11 protein-coding genes are annotated in these 13532 nt (G+C 72.6%); 3 read left to right on the forward strand and 8 right to left on the reverse strand.

Annotated elements, in window-relative coordinates:
• Positions 1-379: 379 nt before the first annotated feature.
• The 3 genes from ACFV3R_RS00435 to ACFV3R_RS00445 all read left to right on the forward strand — a co-directional run bounded on the left by ACFV3R_RS00435 (position 380) and on the right by ACFV3R_RS00445 (position 2279).
• Complete coding sequence (locus ACFV3R_RS00435; protein ID WP_385574300.1) at positions 380-535, forward strand: hypothetical protein; 156 nt, start codon at positions 380-382, stop codon at positions 533-535.
• Between the two features lie 114 nt (positions 536-649).
• Entirely contained in the window at positions 650-949 is a 300-nt protein-coding gene (locus ACFV3R_RS00440) for a hypothetical protein (protein WP_385574304.1), read from the forward strand.
• Between the two features lie 1195 nt (positions 950-2144).
• On the forward strand, positions 2145-2279 hold the full coding sequence (locus ACFV3R_RS00445; RefSeq protein WP_385574308.1) for a hypothetical protein: 135 nt from the start codon (positions 2145-2147) through the stop codon (positions 2277-2279).
• 356 nt (positions 2280-2635) lie between these two features.
• Here ACFV3R_RS00445 and ACFV3R_RS00450 read toward each other — a convergent pair whose 3' ends face one another.
• From ACFV3R_RS00450 to ACFV3R_RS00485, 8 genes are all read right to left on the reverse strand, one after another.
• A complete protein-coding gene (locus ACFV3R_RS00450; RefSeq protein ID WP_385572972.1) occupies positions 2636-3493 on the reverse strand; it encodes a type VII secretion system-associated protein in 858 nt (285 codons plus the stop codon).
• A gap of 3 nt (positions 3494-3496) precedes the next feature.
• Positions 3497-3841 carry a hypothetical protein gene (locus tag ACFV3R_RS00455; protein WP_385572974.1) on the reverse strand — a complete coding sequence of 115 codons (345 nt, stop codon included), beginning with the start codon at positions 3839-3841 and terminating at the stop codon, positions 3497-3499.
• On the reverse strand, positions 3838-4281 hold the full coding sequence (locus ACFV3R_RS00460; RefSeq protein ID WP_385572976.1) for a YbaB/EbfC family nucleoid-associated protein: 444 nt from the start codon (positions 4279-4281) through the stop codon (positions 3838-3840). The genes ACFV3R_RS00455 and ACFV3R_RS00460 overlap by 4 nt, the downstream gene beginning before the upstream one ends.
• Positions 4282-4441: 160 nt before the next feature.
• Positions 4442-8734, reverse strand: coding sequence for a WXG100 family type VII secretion target (locus tag ACFV3R_RS00465; RefSeq protein WP_385572978.1), 4293 nt, complete (start codon positions 8732-8734; stop codon positions 4442-4444).
• Positions 8735-9100: 366 nt separating this feature from the next.
• Positions 9101-11836 (reverse strand): hypothetical protein, encoded by a 2736-nt coding sequence (locus ACFV3R_RS00470; RefSeq protein ID WP_385572980.1) that lies wholly within the window; start codon positions 11834-11836, stop codon positions 9101-9103.
• A 234-nt stretch (positions 11837-12070) separates the two neighbouring features.
• A complete protein-coding gene (locus ACFV3R_RS00475) occupies positions 12071-12745 on the reverse strand; it encodes a hypothetical protein (RefSeq protein ID WP_385572982.1) in 675 nt (224 codons plus the stop codon).
• A 50-nt stretch (positions 12746-12795) separates the two neighbouring features.
• Entirely contained in the window at positions 12796-13086 is a 291-nt protein-coding gene (locus ACFV3R_RS00480) for a WXG100 family type VII secretion target (RefSeq protein WP_385572984.1), read from the reverse strand.
• Positions 13087-13171: 85 nt separating this feature from the next.
• On the reverse strand, positions 13172-13507 hold the full coding sequence (locus tag ACFV3R_RS00485) for a WXG100 family type VII secretion target (protein ID WP_385572986.1): 336 nt from the start codon (positions 13505-13507) through the stop codon (positions 13172-13174).
• Between the last annotated feature and the right edge of the window lie 25 nt (positions 13508-13532).

Raw genomic sequence — 13532 nt, forward strand, 5'->3', positions numbered from 1 at the left:
GCGCGGTGGTCCGCGGACCACCACCGGTCGCGGCTCCGGCGCCGGTACCGGTGGACGGCGCACTCGACAGGCCGACGGGCGCCCCGCCCTGCTCCCCCTGCGCTCCCTCCGGTGCGCTCTGCTGCGTCCCCGGGCCCTCGAAGGACCGCTGGGGCTGCCCGGACGCGGTGGTCTGCTCGGAGGCCGGCGGCTGGTCCGTCACACCGCGGTCGGTGACGCCGTGCCCCGCCGGTGAACCCGACGACACCCCGCTGTCCGGGGCGTCCTGGACCGGGCTGTCCGGGGCGTCCTGGACCGGCCGCGAAGAGACCGGCGCGCTGTCGACGGCACCTCCGTGGGCCGACTGGGACCCCTGCGGCGCACCCTCGGCCGGGACGTCGTGACTGCCGGCCGGACCCGACGACGCACCCCCGACCGGGGCTTCGTGGCCGCCGGCCGGACCCGACGACGCACCTTCGGCCGGGGCCTCATGACCCACCTGCGGACCCTGCGGCGCGCCCTCGACCGGCACCTCGTGGCCGCCGACCGGGCCTGACGACGCACCCTCGGCCGGGACGTCGTGGCCGCCGGCCGGGCCTGACGACGCACCCTCGGCCGGAACGTCGTGACTGCCGGCCGGACCCGACGACGCACCCTCGACCGGAACGTCGTGACTGCCGGCCGGGCCCGACGACACGCCCTCGGCCGGGACGTCGTGGAGCTGTTGGCCCCCGCCGGGGGCGGAGTGCGCATCCGGGCCACCCGCCGTGGCGTAGTTCTGCTGGTCGGGGACCGAGGCGTGGTCCGAGGGACCGTCGAATCCCCTCAGGCCGTCCTGGCCGCCGTGCTGCACCGGCTGCTCGAAGCCCGGCAGGCCGGCGGCAGGTCCGCTCTCCCCAGGCGTCTCGCCGTGCCCGACACCGTCCAGCCAGGACTCCACCCGGCTGCCCGAGGGGCCGGCCACCCCTGACAGGTTCTCCTGGGTCAGCGAGGGCCCGTCGGACAGGCGCCCGCTCCCCGTCGGCGCGTCGGTGCCTGAAGTGGCAGGCATGCTGCGGGTGTTCGGTGTCTCCTCGTGAAGGCTGGGTACCTCCGACAGACCGTCCACCCCGCTGCTGCCCGACAGTTCCGAGACGTCGGACTGGCTGCGGGCGTCCTCGCTGCCCGAAGCCGTCCGAACGGCGCCCCGGCCACCGCCCTGGCCACCGCTCTGACCGCCCGAGGAGGTCGACGAGGACCTGCCCACCGACGAGGTGGAGCTGCCCGAGGTGGACGGGTAACCGGTGGTCGCCGTCGCGCCGGAGGAGGACTCCGCACCGGAGGAGGACTCCGCACCGGAGCCGCGCGTGGAGGAGGCGGTCCCGTCCGCCGAGAGACCGTTCTCGGCGTTTCCCAGCAGCGGGGCGCCGCCTTCGGTGGAGAACTCCGAGGGGCTGTAGCCCGAGCTGCGCGAGGAGGCGGGTCCGTCCACCGAGAGGCCGTCACCGGTGTCCCGCAGCAGCGGGGTCCGGCTGTCGTCGGAGTACACCGACGGCTCGTAGCGCGGACCGCCCTCGCCGGAGGCCCCCGAACGGCCGCTGTACACCGACCCGTCGTCGCTGCCCAGCTCCCAGTAGCCGTTGCGGATCCGCGGGCCGCGGTTGATCAGTGAGATGTCCTTGAAGCCGCCCTTGCCGGCCCCGGCGGCGCCCCCGAGGTCGGGCAGGTCCAGCGTCGGCGGGTTCCGGAAGTTGCCCAGGTAGGTGCGGAACCCGCCGTACTTGGCGTTGAAGTTCGCCTTCGCCGTCGGGATGTGGGCGATCGCGCCACCCAACGCGCCCGCGAGGAAACCCAGTCCGGGCGAGCCGTCCATGTGGAACGCCGCGTCGGAGGCCGCCATGCCCGCCGCGCCGCCGAGCCCACCCAGGGCCATCTTGCCCAGCAGCGTGGAGAGGACCTTGCGCCCGGCGCCGCTGAGCGCCGCCCCGCCGAACAGACCGCCGGTGATGCCTCCGGTGATCGCACCGGCACCGGCGGCGGTGCCGACCTCTCCCCAGTCCATCGAGTGACGCCGGTGCAGGGCGAACTGGATGCCCTGCACCGCCATCGACAGTCCCGCACCGGCGGCCGCGCCGACGGCCGCGTTCACCAGGATGGCCTTGGCCAGACTGGTGAGGATCGCGCGCATGGCGAGCTGGCCCTCGGCCTCGATGGCGCCCAGGCTCTCAGGGGCCCACCAGATGAAGAACGCGATCTGGGCCGCCATCCAACCCAGCATCGCGATGATCATGATCTTGGCGTACTGGATCTTGAGGGCGTAGTCGTCGAGCATGTCGGCGAGCTGGTCGGCCGCCGTGGCGACGTCCTCGTACTGGTCGACCATCTTCTGGAGGTACGCCTCGAACTGCTCGGCCGTGGCGCCCGTCACGCCCTGCCGGAAGTCCGCCAGCGCGTCCTTGAGCTTGGACGCGGCCGAGCGCATCTCCTCGGCGTAGTCCTTGTGCCGCTGGGAGAGGTCCCAGCACTTGTCCTCGTCCGCCTCGGGCCACTCACCGCCCGCGAGGTTGGCGACCCACTCCAGCTCCTTGGGCATCATGATGCTCATGCCGAAGCACCCCCCGCCGCCACGGGAGGCTTCGCCACGAGCCCACAGGGCCCCAGGACCGGACCGAGCATGTCAGGCGGGCTCTCCCCCGGTGCCCCGCACCGTGCCACCCTCCGCCGAGGACTCCGCCTGCTCCGTGCGCACGGGCGGCAGGATGTCGTCCAGCGCCCCCAGCCAGTCGTCCTCCTCGTTCACCGCACCGGCGGCCTCGACCGCCTCCCGCAGCACCCCGGGCTCCACGGTCATGCTCACCGGGCCGGAGGCGTTGAGGTAGACCACGTGGTCCTCGGGCAGCCGGTCGAGCAACTCGGCGGCCCGCACGGTCTGGAAGGACAACCGGCCGGCGGCGTGCAGGTAGTGCGGGGAGGTGTAGACGGGCACGACGGCCGACTCGTCGTCCGGCGCGACGGCGGACAGCAGACCTCCGCCGGGCGCGACGAACACCGCCACCTCCGCGGTCGCCAGCTCCCGCGTCACCGCGTCGGCCGGGCCGTAACCGGTCACCGCCAACTGCAGGGCGGCGTCCACCGGGTCCTTCGGGTCGGGCCAGCCCAGCGCGGCGGGCGAGGGGCGGTACTCCTCGTTGTCCCGCCACTCCACGACCTCGCCCTGGAGGTCCGAACGCCACTGGCCGACCAACGCCCACACCGGTGGGGCGCCCTCACCGGACCAGGTGGGGTCGACCATGCCGAACCAGTGGTCGGGGGCGGCCTTCGCGGCCTCCCGCACGTGGTCCGGAACCGGAGGCATGCCGGTGTCGCCGTCCGTGCCGTCCGGCGTACCGGCGGCGGACGGGCGGCCGGCGTCCCCGGGCTCCCGCTCCCCGCGCTCCGCGGCCAGGGCCTTGTCCTGGGCCGAGACCGGCACCATGGGAATGACCGCGGGGGCGGCGGCCCGACCGGCTTCCGCCTCCTGGGATGTGCTGCTCATCGCCTACCCGTTGGTGGTGTGCGAGTTCAGCCGCTGGCCGACCTCGGTCGCCGTCTGCTCGACGTTGTGCAGGGACCGCACGAGCTGGTTGACCTCGTCGGTCGTCCGCTGCAGAAGGCTGGCGCCGTCGAACCCGGCGGTCAGGGCATCCGTGTGCGACTTGTCGTACTGGCCGTGCATCTGCTTGCCGTTCTTGTCATCGCCGATCACGTCGCCGAAAGCGTCGCAGTCCGCCTTGAAGTTCTCGGCGATGTTCTTCATGTACTCGGTCAGGTCCTCCAGTTTGCGCGCGGCGCTCTGGAGCATCTCCGTGTCGACACGCACCGTGCCGCCCGAGGAATCGGTCATGACCGTGCCCTCCCACCACTGCGCGGACCGAACCCGTGCTCGACGAAGTCCCGGACGACCTCGGGAAGCTCGATCTCCTTCGGGAACAGGTCACGGGGATCGAAGTTGCCCGTCACCATGTCGGCCGGCGTGACGCCCTTGGGCAGCTTCCCGATCGTCATCTCCATCACCTGCGACAGCGCCTTGGCCCTGGCCTGCTCCAACGCGGTGCAGATGACCCGCGACAGGTCCTTGGGCGCCAGGTTCCGGTAGGCCGCGGTGGGGAAGTCCAGCGCCAGCACCTGGCCCTGGGCGCCCACCGTCACCTTCACCACCTGGCGGGGAGCGGTCACCGTCACCTTGATGTCGTTGATCTGCTGACGCGTGTCGGCGGCCTGTTCACGCGCATCGCGGTACTCGGCCAGCAGATCCTCGATCTGCTGATCGTACGGAGTCGACATCCCGTTCCCCTCCACGCTTCGTGCTGCGCCTGTGCGGCCGGTCCCGTCCAGCCAACCGTGCGGGACGCGCGGGACCAACCCGCAGCGGGGCGATCTTGACCGCACGGACAGTCGGTTCTGCCTGCCTGACCACACCGGCCGCCCGCCGCGCGCACCGACTTCAGCGGGGACCGTCCCCGCCCCAGATGTCCCCGCTCTGCCGCAGCAGGTCGGCGACGCTGCTCCCGCCGTCCTCGTTCCGCTTCTTGGACTTGCCCCTGGACCGGCCCGCGGCGGAGTCGTCGTCCTCCCCCTCGCCGTCGGAGTCGGCGGCGGTCGGCCGCCTGTCCGGCTCGGCTCCCGAGCAGCTGAACCCGGTACGCGAGGGCAGGTCCCCACCGGAGGACGGCTTGGGTCGCCAGGCGGGCCGGGTGGGCTCGGCGAACTCCTGGTCCTCGCCCGCGCCGGTGCCCCGGGCGATGGTGTACGCGCTCGCACCCACCACACCGGCCGCGCCCAACGCCATCTCGGTGCCTCCGCCACCCGCACCGGCCTGGCCGCCCCGGGAGCCGAACAGCGGCAGCAGGGAGACGTCCCAGGCGTCGGTGTCGTCCACCTCGGCCGCCTCCTGGGCCGGGGCCGGCGAGGCCGGCTGTGCCACGGGTCCGGTGGTACGCGCCTTCGACGCCGCCCCGGGAGCCACCGTCGATGCCGACGCGGGCGCCGACGCGGAAGCCGACGCGGATGCCGCCGTGTTGGGGGCCCCGACCGAGGCCGGGGCACCGGAGGACGCCGGGGCACCGGAGGAGGCCGGGGCCACCGCCGGTGCGGACGAAGCCGGGGCCGGGGCCGAGGCGGACGACGAGGCCGAGGCGGTGGCGGGCGCCGCTGCCGAGGCGGGCGCAGCCGCCGGGGCCGCGGTCGGCGCGGAGGTCGACGCCGGTGCGGACGTCGCGTAGGACGGCACCGGTGCCGGAGCGGACGCCGTTGCCGGGGCCGGCGCCGACGTGACGGGTGCCGCCGCCGGAGCGGTCCTGGGGGTCGCGGCAGGAGCCGGAGCCGCGTGCACTGCCTGCTGCGGAGCGGCGGCCGGCGCCTGGACGGGGCCTTGTCCGCCCACCGCGACGGCCGGTGCCTGCACGAGAGGGGCGGTGGCCGGCGCCTGAGGAACGGGCGCCGGGGCCTGGGCGGGCTGCGGTGGGTGAACGGCCGCAGGTGTCTCCGGGCTCGTCACCCGAGAGGTCGGCTCGCTCCGCTGCTCGGGGGCCGGAGCCGCCGCGTGCTGGGCCTGCGGTGCCGGGGCCGCAGCCGCCTGCTGCGGCGCGTGAGCCGCGGGGACGGCGTGCGGCGCGGCCTGCGGCGTGGCGGGAGGGGCCGCCGGTGCCGAGTCGTGCGCCGGGACGACGGGTGCCCCGGCCTGCGGCGGCACGGCGGCTGCCTCGGACCCGGGGCCGGCGTTCGGTGCCGCCTGGGTGGCGGGGGCCTGCGGGGCCGGGGCCTGGGCGGGCTGTGCCGCGGCCGGGGCGGTGCTGGCTGTGGGACGCGCCGCGGCAGGAGCGCTGCCGGTGGTCGGGTGCGTGCCGTTGGCGGCTCCGGTGTGCGGCATCTGGCCGGCCGTGTGCACGCCCGGATTCCAGGCAGGGGTGGCCGCTGCGCCCGCGGCCGGCCCCGCGGCGCTGGTGCCCCAGGTCGACGCGAGGAAGGGCAGGCCGTCGAGGGTGCCGGTGGCGAAGGCCCCTACGTCGGCGGACGCGTCGTTCGTCTCGGATGCCGCCGCTTCCCGGCCCGACGCTGCTTCCGCGGTCTGCGGCTCGTGGGCGTAGGGGTCGGCGTCGCCCGCCGGGAGGCTGAGGTCCGCCTCGCCCTGCGGTGTGCCGCCCGGGGAACCGACCGGGGCCTCTTCCCGGCCTGGGGCGTCCGTCCAGCCCTCGGTGGAGCCGTGCAGCAGGCCGGAGGAGTCCGAGGGGGTGCTCTGGGTGCCCTCTGCTCCCGCCCCGGCGCCCGGTCCACCCATCGGCATCATGGGCATGACCGGCATCCCGCCGGGCGACTGCTCCGCTTCGCCGGCGCCGCTCGCCGCGACCTCCTCGGGCAGACCGCGCCGCGAGAAGTCCAGCCCGGCACCGCCGGCCCCGGCCCCGCCGGCCACCTTGGGCGTGGAGTCCGCGTTCCTGGTGCGCCAGGGCCTGTCGTCCCCCTCCAGCAGACCCGATGCGTCGGAGGGCGCCCCTGCCGAACCGCCGACGGCGCCCATGCCACCGCCCATGCCGCCCATCGGCATCATCGGCATACCGGCACCACCCTGTGCCGTCGAGCCCGGACCACCGGCAGCCGCCGCGGTCAGCCCGTCACCGTAGGAGTCGGACGCACCGCCGTCGCTGTCCAGCGACAGTCCGTCGGAGGGGATCTCGTCGCCGCCCGACGGCAGCCCGTCGGAGGACAGCCCGTCAGAGGGCAGGCCGTCGGAGGGCAGGCCGCCGCCGGCACCGTCCAGCGACAGGCCCTCGGTGTCCAGCCCACGGGGTGAGAAGTCCAGTCCCTCGCCTCCCGGCAGGGTCGCGTGGTTCAGGTGTCCGATGTCCTCCAGATTTGTCGAACCGCGCCACGGCGTCGGGTCGCCCTGCAGCAGGCCGGAGGAGTCGGACGGAGAGGTGCCGGAGCCGGCGCCGCCGGCTCCCATACCGCCGCCCATGCCGCCCATCGGCATCATCGGCATGCCGGAACCGCCGCCCGCAGCGGCTGTGTTCGCCCCGCCCCCCACCTGCGGGGACAGCTCGGCCCCCTCGGGACCGGCCAGGGAGTCCAGGCCGGTTTCCGTGGACGGGTCGGACAGGTCGGTGCTGCCCGGGTAGCCGGGCACGCCGCCCGCACCGCCCGACGCGCCCAGCGTGGTGGGGTGGGAGCCGGTCAGGCCGGTGTCGCCCGGGTAGCTCGCCAGGCTGTCCAGGCCGTCGGAGGAGCCCAGCGAGGCGGGACCGGAGCCGGCCAGGCTGGTGCTGCCCGGGTAGTGGGAGAGCGCTGGGAAGTCGGGGGCGTCGATCCCGGAGGTGTTCAGCCCGGGCAGGTCCGCGCCCGCGGACCCGGCGCCCGACCCGTCCCCGAGGCTTCCGGTGTCGTCCAGGCCCAGGGGGCCCGTGTACGGCTTCGGCGTGTAGTTCGCCTTTGGCGTCGGGCTCTTGCTGGGGCCCGGGTAGGAGGGGATGGAGGGGATGGAGGACGGGTTGAGGGCCGCGTCCATCGTCGGGTCGTAGGCACCGCCGCCGGGCAGGCTGCCGCCCGAGCCCAGGTCGGTGGGCCCCGAGTAGGGGCTGATGGTGGGGATGGTGTCCGGCGCCCCGCCCGACGAGGTCAGGGAGGGGGACGTCGTCGGGAGGTCGGCCCCGCCGGGGAGCTGCCCACCGGTGTCCCCGAGCGAGGTGGGGCCGCCGTAGGGGGCGTGGCTCACGCCGGCCGTGTCGGTCCCTCCGAGGCCCGAACCGGTGGGCGCGTCCGTGCCCAGGTCAGTGGAGTTCGGGTAGGGGGTGGGGGCGCCGCCGCCCGGTCCGCTCGTGCTGAGGTCCGGGGAGCCGGAGAAGTCGGGTATGTTGCCGGCGCCCGGGCCGCCATCCGCGCCGGAGTACGGCATCGCCGTCGGGTTGTTGCTGCCCGAGTACGGGCTGGGAAGGTCCGTCGGTCCGGAGTAGCCGGTGGGGGTGTAGTACGGCGCGTTGGTGGAGTTGTACGGCGACACCCCTCCGCCGTATCCCGGAAGGTTCGGGGAGTACCCGCCGTAGGGGTTGTACGGGTTGGGCACGCCTGTACCGGCGCCCGGGTACGGAGCGGGGCCGCCGCCCCCCGTGGTCACCGGGGGCGGGTCGGTGACGCTGTCCTGGGTCACCTGGTAGTGATGCGAAAGGGAGGTCAGGACGTTCGCCATGTCCTGGGACATCGCGTCGACGTAGGCGTCCAGCCTGCCGATGTGGATCTGGCCGTTGTCCATCTTCAGGTACTTGTCGCCCGTGGCCAGCGCCTGCTGGGCGTACCAGTTGTCGATGTCCGCCACCAGCTGGGCGGCCTGCCGCAGGTGGGACGCGTTGTTCGCGAGCTGCTGCGGGATGTCGTAGTCCCCGGTGATGCCCCCGGAGAGCGATTCGCCCAGCTTCTTCGCCTGGTCGGAGAGCGAGCTCATCACCCGGTGGAGCGCCTGTGCGGCGGGGCCCTTCCACGGGCCCTTCTCTCCCGCCAGCGCGTCCGTCTGCAGCTGGATGTTGTCGGCCGCCCGCTGGATCACCTGCTCCGCGTACCAGAAGGTGTCGGCCGCCTCCTGCACGGTCTGCGGGTCCACGATGGTGTGGGCCGTCGCCTGGCTCCCGGGGTCGTTGGTGTCGTAGCCGGTGACGGCATAGACGATCGCCTTCCAACCCCAGTTGGAGTACTCGGCGTCGGAATGATCCCAAGCACCGCCCGAGTCTGGAGAATCCCAGCTGTCCGTCATGCCGCCTCCGCTCCCTCCCCCCGAACGCCTACGACCGCGCGAGGCCGCCGGGCGCGGTCCACGCGCGGCGGCTCGGCATCCAGCCCCGGCCGGCACTGTCCGGAAGACCGGCGACCCTGCCGTGGCACAGCTCTCGGGGCTGGTCAACCAGAGTAGGCGTTAGGGGCGGTGCGATCAGCACACTGCCGTGCTCTGAGACGAACTCGTACCATTCACCGCCCTTACCGGCGAGTTCCGTAACTCGGCGAGAACTGTCTGTTCATCACTCCGACATCCCCGGCCGCACCTCGCACCCCGACGGGGACGGCCGGCCGCTCGCCGGCCGACCGCCCGGGACTGCGGAACGCCGGCCCCGCACCGCGGACATCAGAACCCGGGCAGTCCACCGGACTCGCCGTCCCCCGCACCCGGCTGCGACGGCACCGCCGGCTGGGCCGGGTTCTGCTCGGCAGGCATCACCTGCCGCACCTCGGCGTCCACCATCTCCGTGGGCAGGTGGTAGTCAGCGGGATGCGCCTGTGCCGGCTGCACTTGCGAGACGTCCTGACCCGGGACCTGCGGCACCTCCGCCACCGCGTGCCGGTACAAGACCGCCGGCTGCGACGGCACCGTCTGGTCGTCGGTCGTCTGCGTGGCCGGAACGGCGTGGTCGGACTCGGCCGGCATGTACAACCGCGGTTCCACGCCCTCCGCCGCCGGCACGGCCAGGTTCTGCTCGGGAAGCATCAGGTGTGCCGCATCGGCAGCCATCGGCTCGCTACGCAGGCTGTCGTCAGCAGGATGACTCTGCGCCGGCTGCACTTGCGAGACGTCCTGGCCTGCCGACCCGTTGTTCGCCGGCACCTCCACCACCCTGATGGCGGTCCTGTGCAGCCTGGGCGTCTGCCCGCTGTCCGCGAAATCCGGCTGTCCCTGGTCAGTCGTGCCTGTGTCGTCCGCGTTCCGCTCCTCGCTCACCTCCCGGGCCAGCACACGCTGCAGCATCCGCGGCTGCTCCTCCGACGTCCCGTCACCGTCCGCGTCCTGCCCCGGGACCACCTCCCGGGCCAGTGCACGGCGCAGCAACCGCGGCTGCCCCTCCGACGTCCCGTCACCGTCCGCGTCCTGCCCCGGGACCACCTCCCGGGCCAGTGCACGGCGCAGCAACCGCGGCTGCCCCTCCGACGAGTCCCCGCCGTCGGTGTCCTGGCCCGGAGCCTCCCCCCGCACCAACACGGTGGGCTCCTCCGGCAGCTCGTACGACCCCGGCGCACCTGGGGTCGCGGGGAACGCCTGACTGTACGGCGACGTCGTGGCGGTGCTGCCGGGCATCGGTGCACCGGCATACGCAGGCGTCATCGCGCCGTACGGTGAGAAGGTCGCCGGGATCGCCGGCTGCGCAAGCTGTGCGTCCTGGAGGGGTGCGCCGTACCCTCCCGTCGAGCCGGTCAGGCCGCCTTCGCCACCGGTCACCGGGTTGGAGAAACTGGCCGGGCGCACCGCGTCGATCGTGACCCGATAATGGCTCGCCAGGGCCTTGAGCACGCCACGCATGTCTTGGCTCATGTAGTCCGAGATATGGGGGACCTGGCCCACAGCGATCTGCCCGTTGTCCATGACGATGTCGGGTTCGTCGTCTATGTCGCGGGTGAGGTCGTAGACCCTCTGGGCCTCTTTGGCGTACCAGTCGTCGATGTCGTACAGCTTGCTGATCGCCTCCCACAGGTGGGTGGCGTTGTCCGCCAACTGCTGCGGAACGTTATTGTCCCCGGTGACTCCGCCGGTCAGCACGTCGGCCAGGTTCGTGGTCTGCTCGGACAGGGTCTTCATCAGACTGAGGAAACTCTGCGCCGCCGGCCCCTTCCACGACCCGTTCTCACCGGCCAGGGCCTCGACCTGCTGGTCGAGGTTGTCGCCCGCTCTCTGCAACACCTGGCCCGTGTACCAGAAGGTGTCCGCCGCGTCCTGCAGGGTCTGCGGGTTGGAAATGGACTGGGGGTCCACGCTGGTGTCGCTGGGGGAGCTCCCGGTGACGTGCGCTATGACCTGCTTCCAGGTCCAGTTGTCATAGTCCCCGTCCCCGTCGTCGAAGTCCGAGTTGTCCTCCGAGTCCGAGTCGTCGTCCGAGGACGAATCGTCGTCGGAGTCGTCCGAGTCGTCGGAATCGGAGTCGGAGTCGTCCGAGTCGGATGAGGTCGTGGCGTCCGTGACCGTCTCGGAATCGGAATCGGAGTCCGAGTCGGAGGTGGTGTCGGACGAGGAGTCCGAGGTGGTGTCGGCACCGGTGCCCTGAGTCGTGGTGCCACCGTAGGCGTCCGTCCCGTAGCCGGTCGGGCTGCCGTACCCGGTCGTCCCGTAGCCGGTCGGGCTCCCGTACGAAGTCGTGCCGTAGCCGGTCGGGTTGCCGTACGCGTCCGTGCCGTAGCCGGTCGGGCTCCCGTACGAAGTCGTGCCGTACCCGGTCGGGTTGCCGTAGGCATCCGTGCCGTACCCGGCCTGCGTGCCGGTCACGCCCCCGTACGGATCAGTGCCGTACCCGGTGGGGGTGCCGTAACCGGCCGGGGTGCCGTACGTACCCGACCCGTACCCGGTCGGGTCGCCGTACGCATCCGTGCCGTACCCGGTCTGCGTGCCGGTCAGGCCCCCGTACGGGTCGGTCTCGTAACCGGTCGGCGCACCGATCACGCCGCCGTACTGGTCCGTGCCGTAGCCCACCGCGGTGCCCGTCCCGTACTGGTCGGGGACCATCTCGTAACCGGACGGCGTCCCCGTCGCGTACTGGTCGGGGACCATCCCGTAACCGGCCGGGGCGGACTCGGTGGTGTACCCGGGCTGCGAGCCCGGGGCGTAGCCACTCTCCCCCGGCACCTGGCCGCCGTAGCCGTCCGGGACGACGACTGGTGCGTAACCGTTGTAGGAGCCCGGCGCCAAACCGTAGTTGCCGGTCTCGTAGCCGTTGGTGACCTCCCCCGGTGGCACCTGCTCCACGTAGGCGGGCTGGCCGGGGACGGCCGTGTACACGGGAGCCCCCGACGTGGCACCACCGCCGTACCCCGGAACGGTCTCCGTGTACCCGCTCCCGTCACCGCTGCCCGTGTTGTACGAGGTGCTGCTCTCACTCATCGCTGGTAGGCCCTCCGCCCCATGCCCACAAGGCGCACCGTCCGACGGACGTTGCGCCTTCGTCTCACCAAGCCCCCACAGCGTCCCGGGGCGTCCGTCTCCGCCGCCCCTGCCGGGCCGGCGCTCCCACCCGCGAGACCGCGTGGGCCGGTGGCTGCCACCGGACCCTCGCGGTCATGGCGTTCTTCCTCGTCCACCCGCAGCGGTGCCGGTGCGGAGGGACCGTGACCGGCGTCAGGCGTCCTGCGTGGTCGTCGACGACGTCGACGACGACACCGGCACGTCCGTGCCCGCACTCTGTCCCAGGCTCGTGGTGTCCTGCTGGAAGGCCTGGAGGTCGCGCTGGGCCGTCTGCATGAGGTCGGTCAGCTCGGAGCCCGCCTTGTTGTTGAGCTCCTCAAGCGTGTCGTACTTGTTGGCCATCGCCCGGATCTTCTCGGCGGTCTCCATCAGGGCCTGCCGCAGGCCGTGCATGGAGTCGACGAGGCCCTGCTGCAATCCGCCGCCGCCCTGCGGGCCACCACTGATCTTGGCCTGGAGCGTCTCCGCCTCTTTGAACTTCCCGGGCAGGATGGGCGCGAGGTGGTCCACCCGGGTCCGGGCCCCGCCGACCGCGTCGGCGATGGTGTCCAGGTTGTCGGCGAACCTCTTGAGCGCCATGGTGTCGACGGACACGTCGCCGCCGTTGTCGGAATCGTCCGAGGCCACGGGCGGCGGCATGTCGGGCACCGACTGGCCGGTGTTGACCGTTCCCGAGGTGGAGCCGTCGTACTCGCCGCCGTCGTAGTGCTGCGGATCGTCCTTGTCGCCGTAGGTGCCGCCGGACGAGGAATCGTCGGACGACGAACTTGAGGACGAACTGGACGAGTCGTTGTTCATGCCGTAGTTCGTGTCACCGGCACTCACCATCGGGCGTCACCTCCCGTCCTCGGGCCTGCGGTGGTCATCGCGGACATCGGTCACTCGTCCCAGAGGTTGACGCCGTACTTCTCGCCGCTGGTGTAGTACTCACCGATGTTGCCGAGCGACGCGGTGGCCTTGGCCGCCTGCTGCTGCATGGCGGCGGCAGCGGCGTCCCACTTGGCCTTCGCGACGTTGTACGCCTCACGGGCGTCGCTGGACCACTGGGAGAGGTTCTGCTTGGAGGCATCGTCCAGCTCGGTGAGCGTCTGCTGGATCTGCTTCGCGATGGCGTCCATCTCGCCACCGACGAACTCCATCTGCTGGAGGCTTACCTGGTACGTCGTCATGTTGCCCTCTCTTGGCAGGTGCCCGGCGCCCATCGCCGGGTCGTCGACGGAAGTGTGCGGAGCAAGGTGTCCGCGCGGCCGCGGCTCAGAAGCCGGGGAGGCCGGCGGCGATGGCGCTGTTCAGCTCCGCGGCCGCGTCGCTGGTGTTGGCGTGGACGTTCTGGTAGCTGCCGGTGTTGGCGGCGAGCTTGTCCGTGACGATCTGGAGCTGCTGCTTGACGATGTTGCAGTTCTCCAGCCACTGGTTCAGAGCCTGTGTGAAGGACTTGGCCGCGTCACCGGTCCAGCTCGCCTCCAGGGTGCTGGCCTGGTCGCTCATGTTGGTGTAGACCTGCGAGGTCTCGTTCAGCGCGGTCTCGAAGTGCGGCTGCGCCGCCCGCATCCCCGCAATGTCGACGTTCTGCTGCCCGTTGCCAGCCATGGGCTTCCCCTTCGCTCAGGTGGTT

Source organism: Streptomyces sp. NPDC059740, assembly GCF_042733155.1.
Lineage (GTDB): Bacteria > Actinomycetota > Actinomycetes > Streptomycetales > Streptomycetaceae > Streptomyces.

What these genes read in the sequence shown, in the direction of transcription:
- ACFV3R_RS00445 (WP_385574308.1), top strand. Translation starts at nt 2,145, where the DNA reads ATGGCGAGCTGGCCCTCGGCCTCGATGGCGCCCAGGCTCTCAGGGGCC.
- ACFV3R_RS00450 (WP_385572972.1), bottom strand. Translation starts at nt 3,493, where the DNA reads ATGAGCAGCACATCCCAGGAGGCGGAAGCCGGTCGGGCCGCCGCCCCC.
- ACFV3R_RS00455 (WP_385572974.1), bottom strand. Translation starts at nt 3,841, where the DNA reads ATGACCGATTCCTCGGGCGGCACGGTGCGTGTCGACACGGAGATGCTC.
- ACFV3R_RS00460 (WP_385572976.1), bottom strand. Translation starts at nt 4,281, where the DNA reads ATGTCGACTCCGTACGATCAGCAGATCGAGGATCTGCTGGCCGAGTAC.
- ACFV3R_RS00465 (WP_385572978.1), bottom strand. Translation starts at nt 8,734, where the DNA reads ATGACGGACAGCTGGGATTCTCCAGACTCGGGCGGTGCTTGGGATCAT.
- ACFV3R_RS00470 (WP_385572980.1), bottom strand. Translation starts at nt 11,836, where the DNA reads ATGAGTGAGAGCAGCACCTCGTACAACACGGGCAGCGGTGACGGGAGC.
- ACFV3R_RS00475 (WP_385572982.1), bottom strand. Translation starts at nt 12,745, where the DNA reads ATGGTGAGTGCCGGTGACACGAACTACGGCATGAACAACGACTCGTCC.
- ACFV3R_RS00480 (WP_385572984.1), bottom strand. Translation starts at nt 13,086, where the DNA reads ATGACGACGTACCAGGTAAGCCTCCAGCAGATGGAGTTCGTCGGTGGC.
- ACFV3R_RS00485 (WP_385572986.1), bottom strand. Translation starts at nt 13,507, where the DNA reads ATGGCTGGCAACGGGCAGCAGAACGTCGACATTGCGGGGATGCGGGCG.